Origin of the sequence: Ruminiclostridium cellobioparum DSM 1351 = ATCC 15832, assembly GCF_000621505.1 — a bacterium.
Taxonomy (GTDB): domain Bacteria; phylum Bacillota; class Clostridia; order Acetivibrionales; family DSM-1351; genus Ruminiclostridium; species Ruminiclostridium cellobioparum.
Genome location: NZ_KK211295.1, coordinates 38,082 through 59,794, shown reverse-complemented (window position 1 = coordinate 59,794; position 21,713 = coordinate 38,082). Strand labels below are relative to the sequence as shown.

Annotated in this window: 18 protein-coding genes, 1 tRNA gene, 1 pseudogene and 1 riboswitch; of the genes and pseudogenes, 14 read left to right on the top strand and 6 right to left on the bottom strand. The window is 33.7% G+C overall.

All coding sequences use genetic code 11. The features are described 5' to 3' along the window. Nucleotides 1-199 precede the first annotated feature (199 nt). The 3 genes from T344_RS0125515 to T344_RS0125505 all read right to left on the bottom strand — a co-directional run bounded on the left by T344_RS0125515 (nt 200) and on the right by T344_RS0125505 (nt 3,335). Nucleotides 200-1,105, bottom strand: coding sequence for a metallophosphoesterase (locus T344_RS0125515; RefSeq protein ID WP_027631057.1), 906 nt, complete (start codon nt 1,103-1,105; stop codon nt 200-202). A gap of 11 nt (nt 1,106-1,116) precedes the next feature. After that, nucleotides 1,117-2,160 (bottom strand): DUF4474 domain-containing protein, encoded by a 1,044-nt coding sequence (locus tag T344_RS29315; RefSeq protein WP_034863188.1) that lies wholly within the window; start codon nt 2,158-2,160, stop codon nt 1,117-1,119. A 95-nt stretch (nt 2,161-2,255) separates the two neighbouring features. Further along, complete coding sequence (locus tag T344_RS0125505; RefSeq protein WP_027631056.1) at nt 2,256-3,335, bottom strand: diguanylate cyclase; 1,080 nt, start codon at nt 3,333-3,335, stop codon at nt 2,256-2,258. Between the two features lie 470 nt (nt 3,336-3,805). Here T344_RS0125505 and T344_RS31085 point away from each other — a divergent pair, with 470 nt between their 5' ends. Next, nucleotides 3,806-3,958, top strand: a complete 153-nt coding sequence (locus T344_RS31085) for a hypothetical protein (RefSeq protein ID WP_154669476.1) — start codon at nt 3,806-3,808, stop codon at nt 3,956-3,958. A 165-nt stretch (nt 3,959-4,123) separates the two neighbouring features. Next, complete coding sequence (locus T344_RS0125490) at nt 4,124-4,705, top strand: CDP-alcohol phosphatidyltransferase family protein (RefSeq protein WP_051572273.1); 582 nt, start codon at nt 4,124-4,126, stop codon at nt 4,703-4,705. A gap of 127 nt (nt 4,706-4,832) precedes the next feature. Here T344_RS0125490 and T344_RS0125485 read toward each other — a convergent pair whose 3' ends face one another. From T344_RS0125485 to T344_RS29310, 3 genes are all read right to left on the bottom strand, one after another. After that, complete coding sequence (locus T344_RS0125485) at nt 4,833-5,252, bottom strand: carbohydrate-binding protein (RefSeq protein WP_027631053.1); 420 nt, start codon at nt 5,250-5,252, stop codon at nt 4,833-4,835. 267 nt (nt 5,253-5,519) lie between these two features. Next, a tRNA-Lys gene (locus T344_RS0125480) sits at nt 5,520-5,595 on the bottom strand. 275 nt (nt 5,596-5,870) lie between these two features. Beyond that, nucleotides 5,871-6,326: a methyltransferase family protein gene (locus T344_RS29310; RefSeq protein WP_242842149.1), complete on the bottom strand. Its 456-nt coding sequence runs from the start codon at nt 6,324-6,326 to the stop codon at nt 5,871-5,873. A gap of 146 nt (nt 6,327-6,472) precedes the next feature. Beyond that, a riboswitch (NiCo riboswitch) is annotated at nt 6,473-6,565 on the top strand. Nucleotides 6,566-6,679: 114 nt separating this feature from the next. On the opposite strand from T344_RS29310, the gene T344_RS29305 reads away from it, so the two are divergent. The 12 genes and pseudogenes from T344_RS29305 to T344_RS0125420 all read left to right on the top strand — a co-directional run bounded on the left by T344_RS29305 (nt 6,680) and on the right by T344_RS0125420 (nt 21,705). Further along, complete coding sequence (locus tag T344_RS29305; RefSeq protein ID WP_084331340.1) at nt 6,680-8,086, top strand: cation diffusion facilitator family transporter; 1,407 nt, start codon at nt 6,680-6,682, stop codon at nt 8,084-8,086. 334 nt (nt 8,087-8,420) lie between these two features. Continuing rightward, nucleotides 8,421-10,169 (top strand): ABC transporter ATP-binding protein, encoded by a 1,749-nt coding sequence (locus T344_RS0125460; protein ID WP_027631052.1) that lies wholly within the window; start codon nt 8,421-8,423, stop codon nt 10,167-10,169. A gap of 130 nt (nt 10,170-10,299) precedes the next feature. Then, nucleotides 10,300-10,515: a CLI_3235 family bacteriocin precursor gene (locus tag T344_RS30875; protein WP_004625656.1), complete on the top strand. Its 216-nt coding sequence runs from the start codon at nt 10,300-10,302 to the stop codon at nt 10,513-10,515. A 71-nt stretch (nt 10,516-10,586) separates the two neighbouring features. After that, complete coding sequence (ccpM, locus tag T344_RS0125455; RefSeq protein WP_027631051.1) at nt 10,587-12,038, top strand: Cys-rich peptide radical SAM maturase CcpM; 1,452 nt, start codon at nt 10,587-10,589, stop codon at nt 12,036-12,038. Between the two features lie 18 nt (nt 12,039-12,056). Then, complete coding sequence (locus T344_RS0125450) at nt 12,057-13,184, top strand: TIGR04066 family peptide maturation system protein (protein ID WP_027631050.1); 1,128 nt, start codon at nt 12,057-12,059, stop codon at nt 13,182-13,184. Between the two features lie 35 nt (nt 13,185-13,219). Further along, nucleotides 13,220-13,540: a peptide maturation system acyl carrier-related protein gene (locus tag T344_RS0125445; RefSeq protein ID WP_027631049.1), complete on the top strand. Its 321-nt coding sequence runs from the start codon at nt 13,220-13,222 to the stop codon at nt 13,538-13,540. A gap of 86 nt (nt 13,541-13,626) precedes the next feature. After that, entirely contained in the window at nt 13,627-16,209 is a 2,583-nt protein-coding gene (locus T344_RS0125440) for an ABC transporter substrate-binding protein (RefSeq protein ID WP_027631048.1), read from the top strand. A gap of 401 nt (nt 16,210-16,610) precedes the next feature. Then, a pseudogene (locus T344_RS32015) lies at nt 16,611-16,727 on the top strand (hypothetical protein); the annotation flags it as partial. 351 nt (nt 16,728-17,078) lie between these two features. After that, nucleotides 17,079-18,044 (top strand): hypothetical protein, encoded by a 966-nt coding sequence (locus tag T344_RS0125435; protein ID WP_027631047.1) that lies wholly within the window; start codon nt 17,079-17,081, stop codon nt 18,042-18,044. A gap of 697 nt (nt 18,045-18,741) precedes the next feature. Next, nucleotides 18,742-19,269: an antiterminator LoaP gene (gene loaP / locus T344_RS0125430; RefSeq protein ID WP_027631046.1), complete on the top strand. Its 528-nt coding sequence runs from the start codon at nt 18,742-18,744 to the stop codon at nt 19,267-19,269. Between the two features lie 297 nt (nt 19,270-19,566). Further along, nucleotides 19,567-20,307, top strand: coding sequence for a thioesterase II family protein (locus T344_RS0125425; protein ID WP_027631045.1), 741 nt, complete (start codon nt 19,567-19,569; stop codon nt 20,305-20,307). Nucleotides 20,308-20,406: 99 nt separating this feature from the next. Next, the gene (locus T344_RS0125420; protein WP_027631044.1) at nt 20,407-21,705 is read left to right on the top strand and encodes a hypothetical protein; all 1,299 of its coding nucleotides are present in this window, start codon (nt 20,407-20,409) and stop codon (nt 21,703-21,705) included. The last annotated feature ends 8 nt before the right edge of the window (nt 21,706-21,713 follow it).

Genomic DNA, 21,713 nt, shown 5'->3' with positions numbered 1-21,713 from the left:
AATGTGCATCCTCCTTTTGTATTTGACATTTTAATTTTAAAAAATGAATGTGATGGTTTTATGAAAGGAAGTTGAGTTTTTCAAAAAGAAAAAGGAAGGAACAGCTGCAGCCCTGACGATTTGGCCAGGGTTGCAGCTGTTCCTTCCCGGAATATTGCCTTAAATATATGTTTTACCGATTAAACATTAAATGTATGCATTAATGCTTATGCAGCCAAGCAAAATAATCCTGCAGATTGTTTGGACCGCCCAGGATATCTCTTGCAATATACAGCGAACCATCATTTTTTACTTTTTCGCTCCACTTAACCAGGCAAATGGTACCGTTGGAAATTTCTATAGCTGTAATTGCATTGGGATGGATACAGCTTCCGTCATTGAAGTATGGAACCTGCCCCACATCGGGAAAGGATGGTCTGTGATTATGCCCTGCAATCAGTATATGCTTTTCCCTGGCAACCCATTTTGTAAGCTTTTTTGCAATTGATATTTTCTTCTTATAATTTTTTGCCGCACTTGTCGGGTCATTTACCCCGAAATTTTCAAGCGGCTTCCAGACATATCTTACCAGGAATTTACTCAGCCTCCAGAAGGAACTGCTCATGGTATCCACCTGGTGCCCATGAATGAGAAGAATTTTGTCGTCTGACTCGGAGTGCCTTAAAACCAGTCCTTCATGAACTTTTACATTATTAAAAATGTTTGGATCCTCCTGTTCGCGCTGAGCATAGTAGCGTTGTATATTTCTGTTGACATATTTATAATTTCTCTTTTCCATATCATGATTACCGTACATGAGATAGAGTCTTTGATCATCATGGAACTTGGACAGCAGTCCAAAAACCTCCTTATGGATCTGTATGATATCCGACAGACGCCTGTTTTCCCAAAGCTCATCACCATCACCCAACTCTATATAAGTAAAGTTGTGATAATAGTATTGAGATAATGCTGAATAATAAATATTTCTGTTACTTAAAAAATTATCGGAACGGCTTCCGTCACCTCTATGACAATCACTCATTAATACAAACTTGGAGGTATCATCAAAAGGTATTATGTCCGATTTGTTATATACATTGGTGACCCTGTCTAATTTATTCATAATACCCGACCTCACTTGGGGAGCTGATTGCCATCAACTTCAATATTCAAATAGTCCTTTATTTTGTCGAAGACGCTGAATATTGAGGCTGTCTTACCTATCTTGAACAGCTCGGTATATAATTCAGGTGAACCCTCTTTAACAGCTTTTATCTTATCTTTCATACTGGTGTAGCCTTTTGTAAGGGTTTGATATACGTCGCAATTTCTTTTGAGTTGTGCAAGCATCATTTTATCTGTAACTGCCGACCTGGTGTAGGGTTGTCTGGAATGGGGCTTGTCGTAAAAGAGCGCAACGGTGTTTTTTCTGACTTCATAATCACCTTCTTTATAGCCGGCCCTCTGAAGAGCCTTCAGGAATGCATCTCTCATTCCGCGGCTCTTTAAGGTTATATAGACATCCATGGACAGTTCGGAAGGCTCTGAATATTCACCCAGTTTGAAGGCTGTCAGCCACCAGTGCCTGCCCTTTCTGTTAAACAGCTCTTCGCCGTTCTTATAAAGCACAAAGCCCATATAAAGTCTGTCTTCATTGCTGGCGCAGGTATAGAAGGTGCCGTCAAACACACCCGGAATATTCAGGTCTGGCCACTGGCTGGAGTAGACTCCGAGTTCACAGCCTGTGGTCATACCGTATTGACCCTTCCAGAACTCAATGAGCCAGCGCCTTCCGGCATAGGAAAAACGTATTGGCTCACTGTCAATAATCATCCCCAGGGGGGCGGCGGCTTCATCATAAAGTCTGCAGTAGCCCATGCTTCTCTGCCATGCATACATCGTTGAAAAGAACAGGTCATTTGTTTGATTATAGGCATATCCGGCAGTACCTATCAGCTCATCAATAGAACCGCCTCCCCCATCGTCTCTTTGTTCTGAAAAGTCCTTTTTAACAGCTGAGTAATATCTCTTTTCAGCCCTTCTGTAAGAAACCCGGTAGGATATATATTCATATAAGATAGGACCCGACAATATTACTGCAAAAATTGCAATAAGAAAAATTGAAAACCAGAGGTTAAAACTTACGATATCGCTGGTTAGCAACGGAATATTTAACATTATAAATCACCTCAAATTCGTTGTTGATACATAATATTCAAATCTGAGGAGTTATGTTAAAGTTGTTGGGATAAGATTTAAAAGTTTTACAAAAATTATTTTGCCTGTACAACCCTGTTTCGCCCGGCACGTTTTGCAGAATAAAGAGCTTCGTCGGCTTTTTCCTTTAAAATATTTATATTGGAAATTTTATCAGGGTAGGAGGATATACCGATAGAAATGGTTATTTTAATAATGACACCATTTGATAATATGAAAGATGTGTTCTCAACCTTTTTACGCAGCCGTTCGGCGATTTCCAGTGCCAAGTCCGAAGTACAATCGGGCAGTATAACAGAGAACTCTTCCCCTCCATTCCTTGAAACGATATCTATATCCCTGCAGTTATGGATAAGAAGGTCTCCCAGGGTCTTTAAAACAATATCACCGTCTTCATGTCCGTAAGTATCATTAACCTTTTTAAAAAAGTCAATATCCAGAAACAGTAATGAAATTTGCCGTTTATCTGTTTTTGATTTTTCTATTATATTATTATATATGGCATCAAATTGCCGGGCATTATTGAGACCTGTCAGAAAATCCTTTTTGGACTCCTGTTGATAACGCCTGAAGGCAAAAGTATATGCTTCCAGGTATCCTATGTAATAATAAATTAAAAAGGCAATAAGGCTTGTGACAGAACAAAACAGTGTAATAATCAAAAATTTATTTTTCATGCCGTCAATAAATACCGCATAGTTCAGACTTATGATAAATTCGAAAATGATTGAGCCATAAATCCATTTTTTCCAAAGCTGCTTTTGTTTTCTGAAAAGCGGGTAGGTTAGAAGAGGAAGTATAAAGGTAGAGATTGAGGCTGCAAACGCAGTGATTGAAAAGCCGAACCTTATTATACGGAACACGGCAATGGTGGAACTTGCAAATATTCCGGGTATAAAACCTCCATAGAGGCAGGCTATTAGTATCGGCAAGATACGCAGATCCACTATAAGATGATTTGTGAGCTTAACTGAAAACTCAACTAATACCATGCCCATGATTCCGAAAATCAAACCCATTTTGATTTTCAACCCTATAGGGAGCTGAGGGTTCAAGCCGGTGTTGCGGAAGATCTGGTAACATATACTTAAAAATGCTATTAACATTCCTGAATTTATTACGAAATCTCTAAACATTTGTCCCCCATTAAAAGCAATTTTCGACAATTTATTATTATACTACCACCCCGCAATCATATGAAACATAAATATAGTGTTAAATGTTAATTTGGAGGGCTTAGCTACAGTAAATTGACTCAATCGTATTATACTTGAAACTTGTATATTGGTAACGTAAAGTATATAATTATTTCGATCCGATACCCATTAGTATAAAGATATATGAGCAAAAGCCAGTGAGCTAGGAGTCAATATGTACAAGGTCCTAATAGTTTAAGATAAGATGCTTGTCAGAGTGGGTTTAAAAAATTCTGTAGATTGGTCAAAATTTAACATGGAGGTTATCGCTGACGTGGCTAACGGTCTGGCAGGTTTGTCTGTCTATCAGAAAGAAAGGCCCGACTTCAGGAATGGAATAAATGAGGTTATATTAAAAAGGAAATTCCATCAGAATCAGCCCCCATCACAATTTAGGAGAAAGTTATAGCGTGGCACCTTCAACCTTTCACGGACTGGCAGGCTGGGAAGAAAAGCAGGAGTACGGCATAGAGCCGGGGACAGATGTCTGGAACGACAGGTATTGCTTTGTTAAATTCGGCATTGGACCGGAAGAGGATAAAAGCAACGGTACATATAAGTAGACTTGGTTAGACTTTTAGCATATATTAACGAACTATATTTTGAAACTGAAAGTAATATGGTAAAATAATATTTATCTTGTTGCTGAACTTGATTCAAATAATAACGGTATAATTGACAAAGGCGAGTATATTAAACTTGTACTTACTTTCAACTGAGGTAGTTATATGTCCCATAACACTGCAAAAAATGCAGCTAAAACCGCAGCACCAGGCCGTATAGTAAAGGCAATACCAAATTGTCTGTCCATAACAAGGATAGTTCTTGCCTTATGCCTTATTGCAATAAAGCCGCTCAGTATTGCCTTTTACATCATATATGTTCTTTGTGGAATAAGTGATATGCTGGACGGATTTATTGCAAGGAAAACAGGAACTTCCAGTCCGATTGGTGCAAGGCTGGATTCAGCAGCGGATCTGGTAATGGTGGCGGTTTTGTTTTTCAAATTATATCCAGTTATAAGTATTCCTGCTCAAATAGTTATTTGGATTTTATTGGTTTTTGTTATCAGAATTATCTCAATGGCAATAGTATTTTTGAAATATAAATCTTTTGCAATTCTTCATACGTATTCCAATAAGGTCACAGGACTGCTTTTATTTCTAATTCCCATTTTTCTTCTAAACTATTCTTCGAACTGGTGGATGTATGTAATATGCGGTATCGCAAACCTGTCGGCGGCTGAGGAGCTGCTGATACATCTGACTTCGAAAGAATTGCTGCCCGACAGAAAAAGTATATTTTTATGATTATCTTCCAGGTACCAGCTGCAGGACAAATATACGTTTTTGCTGTGCAATATACCTTCAAGATGTTACAGCCCACCGGTCAGAAGTGACAAATTGAAATAGGCAGCCGGTGGGCTACCTATTCTGGTTATTGGATAAAATAACTATAGTTTTTGCCTGAATTATTATCCCAGTTATTTGAACTGTCTTTGAAGGCAACATTTATCTGGCTTCCAATCCGGGCAGGGATAGATAATTCATAAATTTGACGGTTGGTACTATTCATAGGGTAGGTTGAGGTATTCTGTGCGTTATTGCCATCAACGGTACTTATTACTGCAAATACTTCGGCGGCTCCGCTTTTCGCCAGCTGTCCGTCGTAAGTCAGCCTGACATTGTTCCCAAAAGTTGTGAATATTACGCCTTTGGAATAATTCTCATCTGAGACTTTATCTGAAAGCTCAACGTTAAAACTTTCAGAGCCGCATTCGTTACAGCCGGATGAAGCCAAATCCGTATACACCAGGGATTCGTCGTTTTTTGCATCAATATTTCCTGATTGACCCATTTTCATACCTCCCAAAAACTATATTTTTTAAACCCATTATAGTTTCTACAGGCTGTTGAAAATTATCCTGTGCGAATGCTGGCAAATTTCAATATAACCAAATTTAATTAATTTTTTGATTTTTAGGGTTTAATAACCTAAACAATAAATGGCGGAGGACTCGACAAAGAAATATATAAAGGACTAAATAAAGAACCATTTAAAGAACTAATAAGGTACCAAACAAAGAAAAACCATACATCCCAGGATGTATGGTTTTTCTTTGTTTGGTGCGCCATCAGGGATTCGAACCCGGGACACCCTGATTAAGAGTCAGGTGCTCTACCAACTGAGCTAATGGCGCATTTATAAGCAATACATGCTGCTGTTATCTCCAGGCAGCTTATTTATTATATGAACAATTTTATAACTTGTCAATACCATATTAAAAAAATCCCTTATTTGTAATTGGTTATTTTAATAAATACAATTTGACGTTATGCTAATGGTGCCAGCCTTTCAATGTGCCGGTAAAAAGAGGAGGAGAAAGAATGTTAAATGAAAAGTTATTTGAAGTTATATCTCATGAAGGTGTTTTTTTATTCGAATTTAAATCCTCCATGCAAATGCAAATGATTCTTATAGAAAACGTCTAACTCTATTGCAGTATTCCGCATATTTTTCGCCATATATCTTTCTTAGCGATTCTTCTTCAAGTAGGATTTGGCGATTGAACAGCCATATACCTGCAATAGCATAAATCAATATTATCCAATTCGGAATAATCAAAAATAATCCTGTCAGAACCAATCCGAATGCCGTATATATTGGATTACGGCTGATTGCAAATGCACCAGTGGTAACAAGTTCTCCGGGGTGATCTTCATCCAAACCGACACGAAAGCTTTTTCCAAACGAAATCATTGCATATACAAACAATAAATACCCCATTACACATGCAATCACCCCTACCCAGCAGACAAATTCATTATTGAACAATTCAGCTCCGATTTCAGGCAGACCAAACGTGCTTGAGAACACAATATAGAATAACAGCAAGGCAAATGGAGGGATAAAGAAATCCTTCCTATCCATCTCCCCGAAACGAATAACTTTTATCCCCAGCTTTTTTAACTGGAAAGATTCTATTTCGATTATTTTCTGGGAGGTAAATTTTACCTTGAATAACTAAAAAAGTATGATATAATATATTTAGTACTCTTTGCACTGCATATTAATCTACAGTACAAACTGAGCAGGCGATGAACTAAAATTAGTTCGTGGGGCTGGGCCTTAATTGGCAGCAGGATAGTCATTATACCTGTGGGACAGTAAAATGTTCTACAGGTTTTTTTGTTTTCACTTCTAGAACATTTCCGGGAATTGCATTGCTTCAGAGTTATCTTGTGATATATGTGTAAGTTAAATAAGAGGAGAGGTATAGGAGTATGGTTATCGACAAACAAAAGGCAGCTTTGAGCTCTGTTTTTGCTGCTGTTTGCCTTACTGTAATGAAAATTGCAGTGGGTATTTTTACTGGCAGCCTGGGTATTTTATCTGAAGCACTTCATTCAGCTATAGATTTGTTTGCGGCAGTTATAACATTATTTGCTGTAAAGATTTCTGATAAACCTGCTGATTCTGAGCACCATTATGGTCATGGTAAGATAGAAAGCTTTTCAGCACTTATAGAGACGGTTTTATTGTTTATAACCTGTGGGTGGATTATTTATGAATCAGTGGAAAAGCTGTTCTTTGGTAAAGCAAAAGAACTGATGGGGGTTCAATGGGGTGTGTTAATAATGATTATTTCGATTATTGTGGACTCCTCAAGGGTTAAGGTTTTAAAAAAAGTTGCCAAACAATATGGAAGTCAGGCCTTGGAAGCTGATGCACTTCATTTCAGTAGTGATGTGATGAGTTCTTCTGTTGTTATTGCCGGCTTGATTTGTGCAGGTATAGGTGATTACCTCAAAATGCCTGTTCTAAAACTTGCGGACCCGATAGCAGCTTTAGGGGTTGCAATTCTTGTTATCAAGGTAAGCATAAAGCTGGGAAAGGAGACAATTGATGTTTTACTGGATACTGCTCCCAAGGGTATGAGAGAAATGATTGAGCAGGAGACTGGCAGTATAGCCGGAGTTCTTCAGGTTGCGGAAATAAGAATCAGACCTTCGGGCGGAACACAATACATCCATTTAAGTATTGGGGTTGAAGCAAATGAAAGTCACAGAAATGTTCATAACATAGTACATGAAATCAGAGAAAAGATTTCGAAAAAAATATTAAGAAGCGATATTGTTGTCAGCACATTTCCTGTTGAAGCAGTTAATATTACCGATTTAAGTATTAATCATGTGTTGGAGAAAATCGTATTACAATTTCCTGGCTGCTTAAATGTCCACAATGTCCATGTATATGAGGTTGAAGGCAGAAAGAATATTACTGCTCACATAGAAGTAAAAGAGAATCTGGTTTTGAAAGATTCTCACGAGCTATCCCACCAGATTGAGAATATGGTGCAAAATGAAATAAAGAATGTTGATAATGTTAGCCTATATTTTGAAAGATTTGAACAAGAGGAGCAAACTGAGGATATTACCGAAATGCATCATGACATCATCGGCATTATTGAAGATGCGGTTAATAAAATTATTGACAATGTGGACTGTCATGACATCAAACTATACAGAAACGGTAAAAAAATTTCAGTATTCTTGCATTGTGGTATACGAGGAGATTTTACTGTAGATAGGTTGGAAGAAATATTACATTTAATAAAAACTGAACTTAAAAGCAATAAAACTAATTTGGATAATGTTCATGTTCACTTCGAGCCTATTGATGAAATTTAAAATATTATTTATTAGCAGTTAATAAAATGAACTAATAATAATCATTTAGGAGGTAAACGGCAAGAAAAAGTCATCCAATAGCATAATCTGTTTTTCACTGTTTTTTATACATTTTAACTCTCCTAAATGCACACTTTTTTATAAAAAATTTTAATTCAGCTATTGCTAAGGGTAAAAAAGCTTTTTAGGTGTAAAATATGGCTAAATTGTAATTAAGTATACAGTAAAGCAAAAAATGGTTTGACATTAGTAGAACTTTGTCATATAATTGGTTAAGATTTAACAAATATTACATAATATGTAAAATAGCATATGATAAGTTGGTGCTAATGTGATGAAAGCTAAAGAAAATAAAGACTTAATCATAAGAATATTTAAGCTGTTAAAACCGTATTTCAAGAAAATCAGTATAATATTTGTTTGTATAATTGCTTCGGCTGGAATCAATATGATTTTGCCGTTGCTTAGCAAACAGATTATGGATAACGGTCTACTTGTAAAAAATTTAGATGTAGTAGTTAAATTTTCAATAATTACTTTTTCGATTGTTTTGCTGGAACAGGCTATCGGGTTGCTTGAAACGAAATATTATTCATATGTTAATTCTATCTTTCAATATTCTCTTACAAAAATGGCTTTTAAGCATCTTCAAAAACTCAAGCTTCAATATTTTAATAATACAAATTTTTCTGAAATTATGAGCAATGTTGGAATGGACGTTGGGAATATATCCAGGATTTGTGACAAAGGTACATTTATTATATTATCGCAAATATTTAGAATTATCGGTGGATTAATCGGGCTTCTGATAATCGACTGGAGATTGACACTGATTGTGTTATTTGTTGTACCAATAAGATATTTTACAGTGAAGTTCTTAGCAAAAAAAAGGAAAACGATGTTTAATAAATTTATGGAATATAACCGTGAATATGCATCGTGGTATGGCGATGCAATAAGCGGGATAAAAGAAATCAAGCTTTGGGGAATTGAGAGGATAAAAACAGGAGAATTTATCAAAAAGCAAAGAAATATAGTAAAAATGAATATAAAGATGGCTTTTTTAGATAAATTTAATGAATACTCAGAAATTATTGTGTTCCAGGGAATTAATTGTGCTATGTATATTCTTGGGGCATACATTGCATTTAGAAATGGACTGACTATCGGAGGTCTATTTGCATTTTTGACATATAGCACTTATGTTATAGGACCGATTTCTTCAATATTGAATATAGGCTATAATTTTTCAAACATAATTCCTTCCGCAAAACGCTTTTTTGAATTTCTTGATATGGAAACAGAGGCTGATGGAGATAAGAAAAGCCTTGTAAGACTAACTGGTAGAGAGATACCTGGATGCATCAAATTCGAGAAGGTAAGCTTTTCATATAAGGATGGAGAAAAGGTTTTAAATAATATTAGCTTTAGTATAAGTCGTGGGGAAAAAGTTGCAATTATTGGAGCAAACGGATCTGGAAAAAGTACGCTCATAAATCTTCTTTTGAGATTTTATAAACCACAGGAAGGGAAAATAATGATTGATGGAATTGATATAGATGATATTAATCTCAAAGACTACAGAAATTTGTTTTCTGTAGTGAGTCAGGATTTATACCTTTTTAATGCGACAATTGAAGAAAATATATCAATTGGTTCAAGTGCAGATGCTTCAATAATAAATAATGCCGCAGTTAAGAGTGGTGCATACGATTTTATAAAGGACATGCCCTTGAAATATAAAAGTGAGGTAGGCAGAAACGGTGCGAAGCTGTCCGGAGGGCAAAGACAAAAGATAGCAATGGCCAGAGCGTTTGCGAGGAAGTCAAAAATACTGATACTTGATGAAGCTACGGCAAATTATGATATGGAATCGGAGGCATACGTTAACCAAATGCTGACCACTGCTTTTGAAGATAACACAGTTATAGTGATAAGTCATAAGACTGATATCCTGTCAAAGGTTGATAAGATTTGGATGGTGGATTACGGGAGTATCACAGAATATAAGAGCCTGTATGATTTAAAGAGTAATTGTGAGTTTTATAAGCATTTCTTGGTGGAAGAGAAGAAAGTCATATAATTTTTTATAATTGTTAAGAAAGTTTTGCTCCTATATTCCATGGATACATATTTAGGTGCAAAAGTAGTAATAAAAGGTAAGGAAAGTCGCGAGTTTCATACCTAAACTGCAAGAGTGAGGGGGTGAAAAAATGAAAAAGTTAGGTAAAAAAATGCATGAAATGAAAGAGACTATAGAGGCGTACAATTGCATTATGATATGTGAATGCAGCTCTTGTTCGTGTACTTGTAACCCGACAACCTGTGGAGGAAATACTTCAGCTATTGCTACCACAGGTTCAGCAACTATTGGATCTACAAGCACAGGATCAATTAATACCAGGAATTACGCAGTAGCATATAATTAAATAGCTATAACCGGAATATAGTTTTTATTATATTCCGGTTATCCTTAATTCGGATGAGGAGGAAACGGTTAGTGGAGGATTCATTTGTACACTTATTTACCACCCCGGGAGGGTATTATTTATATGATATAAATAAAAATACAATTCTTAGTTTACAAAAAGAACAATTTGAGGTTATTAAAAATAATTTATCAGGAAATCAAGATAATTCGGGATATGGTAATCACACTATTGATTCAGTTAATTACTTGCGTGATCTTGGTTTTTTATCTTCCAAGAGACCAAAGGAAATGTATAATCCCATAAGTGATACGTTAATATATCACCTTAATAATAAAGTCAAAATGATCACACTTCAAATAACTCGCCAATGTAATCTTAGGTGCAAATATTGTGTATACTCTGGAAACTATGAAAATAGAGGACATGAGAATGTTAAAATGAGCTTTGAAACAGCTAAAAAAGGAATTGATTTTCTTATCGAAAACTCAAAGGATAATGAAAGAATCTTTCTGGCATTTTATGGCGGAGAGCCATTAATTGAATTTGACTTTATAAAGGAATGTATAAAGTACTATGAGGAAAAGGGTGAAGGAAAAGAGATTCATACAACATTGACTACAAATGCGACACTTATAACTGAAGAAATGCTTGCTTATCTATGTAAGCATAACGTAAATTTATTAATTAGTCTTGATGGACCGGCAGAAGTTCATAATAAAAATAGAGTATATTGTAACGAGGATAAAGGAACCTTTGAGAAGGTAATGGATAACATAGATATGATAAAAGAAAAATTTCCTTCTTATTTAGATAAAAGAGTTACATTTAATGCAGTATTAGATCCGGAAAATGATTTTAGCTGCGTTAATGATTTTTTTGCTGACTTTCAAGAAATTAAACAGTCTAATCTCATATCATCACAAATAGCCGATTATTATAAAAAAGAGGATATAGAATATTCAGATACCTATATTAGTAAGCTCAGGTATGAGTATTTTAAATTATTTTTATCCAAGGTTGGTTATTTAAATAAAAAGTATACTTCTAAATTAGTTTGGAGGTACTATGGCCAAATGATAGATAGGTATAATAGATTGGAATTAACGAAGGAGATACCCGATAAAGTTCATCATGGGGGCCCATGTACACCTGGAGTACAGAGATTATTTATGGATGTTAATGGTAACCTGTATCCATGTGAAAGGGTTAGTGAAACGTCTTCACAAATGCAAATAGGAAATGTCGATACAGGATTTGATGTTGATAAAATAAAAACTTTACTAAACATTGGAAGAATAAGTGAAAAAAAGTGTATAAACTGTTGGGCTCTCAGATTTTGCAGTCTTTGTGCGGCAGCAGCAGATGAAAATAGTAATTTGTCTATGGAAAAAAAGGTATCGCATTGTATTTCAGTAAGAAACTATGTTGAGAACTTACTTAAAGATATTTGTACATTAAGGGAATTTGGTGATGAATTGGATTTGTTTAAAGACATTGATTCAGCAGATTGGCAAATATAATACGGAGGAGATCATATAATGGTTGCAAACGAGAAACTTTTAATATATCCATATAATTTACAATTTAGTCCCATTTTGAGACACAAATCTTTACAGAAAAAATATGAAATATCTTGTCTGGTAGCACCCAACGGCTGGGGGTTTACAGGGAAAGATGCAGGTATCGTTGATCGTGGTCCTGATATTGGAATAACGATATCCTCGGATTTTGAAAAGTCATTGGATTTATGTGATACAGTAATGTTTATTGATTCGTATTTTCCAATTGACTTTAAAAATATTATGTTTAGCAAAATCAAAATGGCAATAAGATCAAAAAAAAATATAGTATGTTTATTAGAATTAGAAAGCGAAATAATTAAAGAATTGGAGCATATTTGCAACTATGAAGGAGTAAGCTTCACTTATCATGGTGGAAGCCAAAATCTATTAGACAGCACGATAAGTATTAAAAATGAAAGTATAGAAGAAATCAATACTCCTGTTATTTTTGTAATTGGCATGGGTGAAAGGACAAACAAGTTTGAAATACAACTTGCATTAAGAGAAAAAATTCAAAGGTTAGGCTATAAAATAAGCCAGGTAGGAACAAGAGCCTATTGTGAGATGCTCGGATTTCATTCTTTTCCTTCCTTTATGTATGATAGTAACATTTCAGAAGTCAATAAAGTATTGATGTTTAATAGATTCATAAGGAAAATTGAAAAAGTTGAAGCACCGGATATTATAATTATCGGTATACCTGGAGGCATAATGCCTTATAATAGACAATTTACTAATAAATTTGGTATGTTTGCCTATGAAATTTCTCAAGCAGTTATACCGGATTTTGTGATATTTAGTTTACTTTATGAAGACTATAAAGTTGATGCTTTTGAAATTTTTAGCAATTCGCTTAAGTATAAACTGGGATTTTATGTAGACGTATTCAACATTGCTAATACACAGTTTGATTGGACTCGGGCATTTGAAGAACAAATATCATCCCATATTTCAATAGATTCTAAGTCTATTAGTGAAAAAAACAAAACTTATAGTCAGTGCAAGAATACTGTATTAAATATTTTAAATGAAGACGATGCTGAGAAAATGGCAAATATCGCAATTGAGAAGCTAAATGAATACAGCAATGTGGAAATTGTATAAATAAGATGCAGGTATATATTGGGGGGATTAGAAATATGGATAATTTATTGACAAATCAAGTAGAAGCAGGTCTATTCGGAATTTTTAAATCTAGGTTTGATATTGATTTTAATGAATTGGGAAAGGAATACTTTTGCAAAAATCTTCTGGGTGAAGATTTTAAACTGGCATCAAGAGATTTATTATATCTTTATTTTGATATAAAAAAAGAATTTAACATTACAATACCAGAAGAAGATATTTCAAAAGGGAAGTTTTCCACACTAAATGGTTTAGTTGAGATAATAGCTAATCAATTAATAATTAAACAGAATAATGAAGAAATTCAATTTCATGAACAATGTGTAAATAAATAGTAAATAAATTATTGATATCAAAATGGTTGGGAGGATTTACTATATAATATCCATATCATAAAAGCTAAGAAAAAGGTGGGGTTGGTTTGAAAGCTTTAAAAACTATTTTGGTTTTAATCATAGTAATAGGATTGACAGTAAACACAGCTTGTTTTTCAAATGTAAATACAAAGGATGGAAATGTAAAATTAACAATTTATGTGATGGAGAATGATACCTTTCTTAGGAATGTAATAAGAAAGTTTAATTCAGACCATAAAGAAATCACCATAGAAGAAAAGATATATTATAGTGATCAATATGAAAAATACTCTGAGGATATCCAAGCCAGCCTATTATCGGATAGTGGTTCAGATATAGTAGTAACATCTCCTGTTAGGATTCCAATGCTGTCAAAGTACATAGATAATGGTTCTTTTGGTGAGTTGGATGACTTATATAATAATGATAAAAACATAAACAAGGACGATATTTATAATGAGATTATGAATTACGGCATATACAAGGGGAAAAGATATCTTATTCCCTTGAGCTATACGATAGATGCTTTGTTTACAACCAGGAGTGTTCTTGATGAAAAAGGAATAACCGGCTTGGATAGTGATGTCAGCTGGGAGGATATTTCTCAAATATGCTCTGAATATCAGAAAAAGAATCAAAAAGAAAGCCAATATATACTGTCAAATCTTGAGCCCAGCTCGTTAATAAGAGGGCTTGGCAACAATATAATTGATTTAGAAAACAAAGCGGCGAAGCTTGATACGGCAGCAGTTAAAGAGGCTATAAAGCTATATAAAACAATAAATAAATCTGTCATACCAGATAAGGTGTTCTATGAAAAAATAAAAGACGGTGACATATCTGCAATTCTTAGAAATAAAGATGCAATCTTCCTGAATAGTGCAATTACTTCACCACGGAATTTGCGTTATAACTACTCCTTGCTTAATACCGGGATACAGCCCCAAATTTATACTGCATGTACTGTAGAAAACAAGATTTCTCCCAAAGTTACTTTATTCGGTGCCATAAATTCGAAATGTACTCATAAAAAAGAAGCGTACGAATTTATCAGCACGCTATTGTCAAAGGATTATCAAGCGAATAATTTTTTAAACGGGCTTCCAATAAGTAAAAGTGCATATGAACAGGAAAAGGATAGATGCTTAGAGGAAAAGGCCAATAACTCAATTAAAACACTTCTACCACAAGTGGATGGATATTTAGAGAGGCTTGATTTTTGTAAAATTGAGGATGTCAGACTTTTTGACTTGATTGATACAAAAATACGTGAGTGTGTATCTAAAAATGATAATGATGATAATATAGCAAAGTCTTTGCAAGAAACAGCAGAGAACTATTTTAAGGAAACAGTGGCTGCTGTTTCCAAGAATCAAAGTGAAGCTATTGACACAAACAATAGCATAAAAGCCCAGCTTAGTATAATTTACATGGATTATAACAGCAGGACAAAAAATGCACTAAGAAAATGCAGGGAACTTTATCCGGGAATTGAATTTACCGAGACTGTATTCGGGAATGAACAGTATTCGGAAATGAATACCAAGCTAAGCACAGAGCTGATGGCCGGTGCAGGACCGGATATAATTATCTTTGGTGCCAATACATTTAAATCGCTGTATAAGGTTGCCGGGAGTGGTATTTTTACCGACTTAAATGAACTAATAAGTAAGGACAATGAATTTAATAGAAGTGACTACTATGAAGATATTTTTGATTGTGGTATTTATGATAACAAAAGATTTTACATACCACTGGAATTTTCCATACCATATTTCAGGACAACTGATTTAACATTAAAAAAGAACAATATTGCTATTGAACAATCTGGTTTGACACTTGATAGCTTACATAAGCTGGCGCAAGATTTTATAAAAAATAACGATAATAAAAATAAGAGTTTATTTTGGTGTAACTTTGGATTTTTAACTATGATGCAAATCTCCGGAGACAATTTCATTGACATTAAAAATCGAAAAACCTATTTTAACACAAAGAAATTTATCGATCTTCTTAAAATATATAAGGATATATATCCTTCCATTGCCACATATGATACTTGTGCCAAGTATAACTCATATACTGATATGACTAAAGAGGATAAGCTGATTATGGCATATGATATTTCAAATGAATCTCCATGGCAATTGTGGACTTATAATTCTATATATAATGGAGTAATCGGAGATGATATGGATATAATTCCATTAACAAATAATGGAGACTGTTATGCAAGAATTGGAGATTGTATAGGTATAAATTCTTTTTGCAAGAGTAAAGATGCTGCATTTAAATTCATAAAGATAATTCTATCCAGGGATTTGCAAAAAACATCCGACAGCTATGGTAGTTATAACTTAAATTTATTGCTGCCAATTAATAAACAAGCTTATAATGAAGATATCAATAGCTATTTATCCAACAATAGTTCTGGGTTTGGCAGCGAATATCCGGCAAAGGAATTACCAAAGAAACTTGCTGAAAAGATGAATTTGTTAGTTGAAAAGGCAAAACCAGAAAAAGATATGGATATTGAGGTTAGGAAAATTGTGGGAGAGGCATTGGAAGATTATTCAAAAGGCAAAGCATCTGCTGAGCAAACCGCAAAAACAATAGACCAAAAAGTAACACTATATTTGAATGAATAAGTATGAAACAACTGAACTAGATACATGTGAAAGGGTGGGCTATACCTTTTTGCCGCCCCGTGGAACTACCTGGTGAGTTTACCAAACCCTGGGAATTGGCAGCTTATATAAATTAGTCTGGGATCAGTTTATGTTTTAATTTTTGCAAGCCTCCTATTCTCGTCTGGGCTTTAAGGAAGATGATGGCTCGCAGTAATTACATAGATAGGACAAAACTTGAAGAAATATATTATCTTCAGTTAACAAAATAAGTAAAAAAAAACAAATAAGGATGTAGTTGACAATTAAAAAATGTTTGTATAATATATGCTATATAGATTTTCCAATTTTGAAATGAGGTTGTGTAAAAACAGAATCAGTTGATTTGTTTAAATCCTATTCATCCAGCTAATTTAACCGGGATTAAATCATCTTGCAAAATAGAACGGGAATGCTACAGGAATATAGAAGTTCAATGTCTAATTAACGGATTAAAACCTGATTTCAAGACGATAGCAGATTTTCGAAAAGACAATAAAAAGCAGGTAAAATTGGCCTTTAGCAAATTTAGGGTGATATATGATTCGGGCTTGATTGGTAAAGAATATTGATTAAAGGAAATTAATAGATAAAAATTCTGAAAGATGTTAATCGTCGCTGAGTCGCGTTAACATATGATGATGAAATAGTATGCTTTGCTTTATAACACTAAATTGGTGTGAAAGGGCGAAGCTGTATTTTTTTGTGGGAAAAGTATGTAACGGAAGCTTTAGAGTCCTAGTATATTTCATAAATGTCAAGAAGAATTAAGAATGGTTAAATAAGCTTAGAAATTAGTTATGATGTACAAATTATAAAGCTTTACTATAACGATAGAAAGGGAGAAATTTATGAACATAAGTCTAAACTTTGAACCATTTAAACCGTTTTGGATGAATTGTAAATTTAATATGCTGTTTTCAGTTTTAACTTCATTAGAACCTAGTTACAATCAAGCAGCTTTACTCAATGATTATTCGTATATTGCTTTTGTAAAAGAGACACCTAATTATACGAAATATAATGAGTTAACAATAAACCCTATGGTTAAATATGGCGAAGAGTATATAAATATGTTGTTTATTGAGCAAAAACAGTTAAATTTTGAATCTAAAGAGCAATGTTTCAGTATATTGGAGAAATTAGTAAAGAAAAAAGAAATTATCTTAGTTGGAGTAGATTTATTTTATTGGATCCCAAATAGTGTTTGTTGGGATAAGCACCATTGGGAACATTATTCATTTATTAATGGTTATAACGATAGAAAAAAAGTATTTTATGTTTTTGATGAAAACTTTAATGGATATAACGAGTTCGAAGTACCTGAAGATAGATTAATAAGAGCAGTAACGAGTTGTCCTCTTGAACCTCATGCATTTACATTAAAATTATCTAAAGACATAGAGAGATTTGAACTATCAATTAGTGAAGTAAAATATAATGCTGAAAGAATAATAAATGAGATCAATGAAATAATACCAATAGTTTTTTGGGAATTATCTGAAAAGGATTTTATTGAAGGTCATATGTGTGACCTTATTTCTACTCAAATTTTTCAAATAGTAAACAGACATATAGCAAACCAAATTCTGATGCAAGAATTAGAAGATGAAATCCATAATTCACTAATCAGTAATTCTCTAGTAAAATACTGCATGGAATTACAAGAAGGATGGAATATAGTTAAAAATAAAGTTATAAAAATCTATTTTTCAAATGATAAAAAATTACTAATTAACGATATTAATAAAAAATGTAAAATGTTATTTTTAAAAGAAATTGATATGTGGGAAATGCTCCTTAAATGTACTGGCTGAAATTACCCGACTTGATAGACACACCGAATTGCAATAAATATAGAACGAAAATTCTTCTGGGGGAGTACTCTTAATGATGGAAGTAGCTGTTTGTAAATCCGGGTGGTACTATAGAGAAAAGCAAGATTGAGAGAATTAATAGATTTCATAAATGTGAAGACGCGAAGAACTTTTTTATCAAACTATACTGGTATTGAATATAATATTTCACACTCCAGCAAATGGGTAACCTGCTCTATAGATAATCTTCCAGTAGAAATTGATATTGAACAAATAAAGCCTATTAATACGAGTATTGCACAGCGGTTCTTCTCAAAAGAAGAGGTTAAGAGCCTTATTATTTCTTCGAGTTTCTTCTTTACCAACTTGTCATTCAATTATATAATCTCTGTTTTAACTATAAAAGTAAATATAAGTAAAAATATCCAAAAAAACTGTTGTAAAATGGCAAGTTTTCTGCTAACATAAAAAGTAATGTTTACCATATTAGTATTATGATTATATATATGGGAATAAAACTCAAATGTATGCATTAACGTTTTTTCTGTTAATTTAAGTACTTATCTTGTTGTTAATCGCTGGTGGGTCACGATAATTACTGATAAGGAACATACATACCAAGTTATTGTAGCTTATTTATTTGATAAGTTAATGGGCGAAGCTATGTAAAATGTAATAAAGATGTGGGGTTTTAGAAATGTACTGGTATATACTTTTTGTACGGACAGGTCGAGAGCTAAAGGTTGAACAATTCTTAAGAGAACGGTTAGATTCCGATATATTCAATCCATTTGTGCCATTACAGCAGTTTCTTTTTAAAACTAAGGGAATTGTAAAAAAGGAACTTAAGCCCTTATTTCCAAGTTATGTTTTTATCGAATCTGAGATACCTGGCCAAGAATTCATAAAAAGAACAAAAACGCTGCTCTGTGTTTCAAGAGATATAGTCCATATATTGAGATACTCAGATACGGAAATTGCAATGAGGGAATCTGAAAAGCAGTTGTTGCTGAGCTTATGCAATGATGATCGCTGTATTGAATCATCAAATGGTATTAGTGAAGGGAATAGAATTCATATATTAGATGGACCACTCAAGGGGTGGGAAAGTAATGTTAAGAAGGTTAACAGACATAAAAGACAAGCATGGGTCGAGATAGAGCTTATGGGGAGCATAAGGCTGGTTAGTGTTGCGTTGGAGATAGTTGAGAAAATTAAAGACTAGCCGCAACATCCCATTAATTATAATCTGCAAAATCTGCGTTATTATATTTAATAAAAGTTATGTTACATTTTTGTTCTTAATTTGACAATCTCATTGTAATTAAAAATATGCTAATAGTAAGTTTACTTCCCAAAATACGTTGGAGTGAATAGAGTTTTGTATTAAATCTGGATTAACTATATTCTGCTATCAACTGTATTCACTAAATGAAGCATCAGAAAACGCATTGCCATACAGGTAAAATCGAAAAATCACATAATCAAAAAATATTTATAGTGCTGTCTTATGAGGTAGGGTATGAGTAAAATAAAACTATTTTGTTTGCCATATGCAGGCGGATCTGCAATGGCATATATTAAATGGAAAAAGTATTTACATAGTTCGATAGAATTAAATCCTATAGAGCTGGCTGGTAGGGGAAAGCGTTTTGCTGAACCATTATCAAGTTGTATAGATGAGTCTATAAATGATATATATATGAATATAAGCAATGATATAGAAGAGACGGAATATGCAATTTTCGGACATAGCATGGGAAGTCTGCTTGCTTATGAATTGACTCATAAGATAATGGAATTAGGTAATCGGGAGCCAATACATTTATTTGTCTCTGGAAGGTATCCTCCATTTATAAAAGGTGATGAAAAAATAATTCATTTATTGCCTGACGATGAATTTAAGGAGGAATTGTTTAAAATTGGCGGAACCCCTAAGGAGTTCTTTGAATATAAAGAGTTAATGGCGATTTATATTCCAATTTTAAGAGCCGATTATAAGCTTGTTGAAAAATATGTATATACACCCAAAAAAAATAAACTTAATTGCGACATAACTGCATTCTTCAGTAACAAAGATGAAGATGTTAATCTTGAAAATATGAGTATGTGGGCGCTAGGTACTTCAAAAAATTGTAGGGTGTTGGAATTTGAAGGTGATCATTTTTTTATTAATCATAAATCTAGAGAAATTATTGATGTAATTAATAAGACATTGATAAACAAAAACCAGGAATGCTATACGCAATCCACTTTTGGTTGAGTACATTCTTTTAAAAGTATAATATCGGGTGTAGATCTAGATTTAAGTCTTTTTTGAATTGTCAGTAATAGCATAGCTAAATATGGGGGATACACACTAATGTTTATCGAAGAAGTAATATCACGAATATGGCAACCGGTTACAAACAGGTATAAAGAGTGTTATGACGAAGCGGTTAGATGTAATCCTGAGGAGCTATACAATAATATAGTTAGTGACATGAACAAGAAGAACAACACCACTGATAAATGGATTAATATAACTATCCTTGAAACTTCAGGGTGTCCACATTGTAATAGAAATGGAATATTTCTGGGTTGTAGTTTTTGTGATTATTTTTCCAGAAACATAGCTGGATATGCCAAAATGGCTGCTCTTAACAAAATAGATTCCAATTTGTATGCAAAAGCTGTAAGAAGAAAATTCGAACAGCAAAGAGGGGTTTTAGTAGACCCGGGAGTCTCGGAACTGATATCCGGACATGATTGTCTTAATCCGGAAGAGCTTACGGATGAAGCTTTTGATGAAATGTTTAATCAAGGTAATTTATTTAACAGAAAAGCTATGTTTTTTTATCTTGAAACCCGTGCATCAAGTATTAATGAAAAAAAATTAGCCAAATTGAAAGGTAAGATAGGACGAAAGGTTGTTATTGAGTTTGGAGCTGAGGTCGCAAACGAGTGGATTAGAAACCATTGGCTTAATAAGGGGATTACTGATGAAAATATCTATTCTGCAATAGAAAATATTCGCAGGATAGGTTTTTTTTCTAATGCGAATATCCTGATAGGAATTCCAGGTATGAATGGTAGACAATCACTGGAATTATTTAAAGATACTTTCGACATTTTAGATACTGCAGGAGCAGACTATATATTGTGTTCACCCCTTATAAGGCAAGGTTATACTATGCAGAACTATTTGTTCCAGGAATTTAGAGATAATCCAACGCTGATTGAGACAGGCGTGACTAGAGGAAACAGCACCGGCTTACCGGAAATCTTCACAGTGTTTGACGCTATTTTCTGGGTCATAAGTGAAAGATCAGAGTCATTAAAAAAACTAATTCTAGGCCCTGTATTTTTTCCTCCTTATTTAAATTTTATACAAAATCTATATAAAGGGGATCCTAATGAGATTATTGTAAATAAAGTTTTGCTTGCAATAGAAAAGTTTAATGAACAAAGAGATTATAGCGAATTAATAAAGATCAGGAAAGAGGTGCTTGATTCCAGCTATTATAACGAATATAAAAGAAGAATGGAAAATTTGCAAGGAAAAGAAGGAATTCAAGAAACATTTTCAACAGTGGCAGAAGAAATATCAAAAAAAATGTGGCCCGAGCAATGGCGTACAAAGTTTGAGATCTTTAAATCAGAACTTCTCGAATACAAGTAATAAGTGTT

What these genes read in the sequence shown, in the direction of transcription:
- T344_RS0125515 (WP_027631057.1), bottom strand. Translation starts at nt 1,105, where the DNA reads ATGAATAAATTAGACAGGGTCACCAATGTATATAACAAATCGGACATA.
- T344_RS29315 (WP_034863188.1), bottom strand. Translation starts at nt 2,160, where the DNA reads ATGTTAAATATTCCGTTGCTAACCAGCGATATCGTAAGTTTTAACCTC.
- T344_RS0125505 (WP_027631056.1), bottom strand. Translation starts at nt 3,335, where the DNA reads ATGTTTAGAGATTTCGTAATAAATTCAGGAATGTTAATAGCATTTTTA.
- T344_RS0125490 (WP_051572273.1), top strand. Translation starts at nt 4,124, where the DNA reads ATGTCCCATAACACTGCAAAAAATGCAGCTAAAACCGCAGCACCAGGC.
- T344_RS0125485 (WP_027631053.1), bottom strand. Translation starts at nt 5,252, where the DNA reads ATGGGTCAATCAGGAAATATTGATGCAAAAAACGACGAATCCCTGGTG.
- T344_RS29310 (WP_242842149.1), bottom strand. Translation starts at nt 6,326, where the DNA reads ATGGATAGGAAGGATTTCTTTATCCCTCCATTTGCCTTGCTGTTATTC.
- T344_RS29305 (WP_084331340.1), top strand. Translation starts at nt 6,680, where the DNA reads ATGGTTATCGACAAACAAAAGGCAGCTTTGAGCTCTGTTTTTGCTGCT.
- T344_RS0125460 (WP_027631052.1), top strand. Translation starts at nt 8,421, where the DNA reads ATGAAAGCTAAAGAAAATAAAGACTTAATCATAAGAATATTTAAGCTG.
- T344_RS30875 (WP_004625656.1), top strand. Translation starts at nt 10,300, where the DNA reads ATGAAAAAGTTAGGTAAAAAAATGCATGAAATGAAAGAGACTATAGAG.
- T344_RS0125450 (WP_027631050.1), top strand. Translation starts at nt 12,057, where the DNA reads ATGGTTGCAAACGAGAAACTTTTAATATATCCATATAATTTACAATTT.
- T344_RS0125445 (WP_027631049.1), top strand. Translation starts at nt 13,220, where the DNA reads ATGGATAATTTATTGACAAATCAAGTAGAAGCAGGTCTATTCGGAATT.
- T344_RS0125435 (WP_027631047.1), top strand. Translation starts at nt 17,079, where the DNA reads ATGAACATAAGTCTAAACTTTGAACCATTTAAACCGTTTTGGATGAAT.
- loaP (WP_027631046.1), top strand. Translation starts at nt 18,742, where the DNA reads ATGTACTGGTATATACTTTTTGTACGGACAGGTCGAGAGCTAAAGGTT.
- T344_RS0125425 (WP_027631045.1), top strand. Translation starts at nt 19,567, where the DNA reads ATGAGTAAAATAAAACTATTTTGTTTGCCATATGCAGGCGGATCTGCA.
- T344_RS0125420 (WP_027631044.1), top strand. Translation starts at nt 20,407, where the DNA reads ATGTTTATCGAAGAAGTAATATCACGAATATGGCAACCGGTTACAAAC.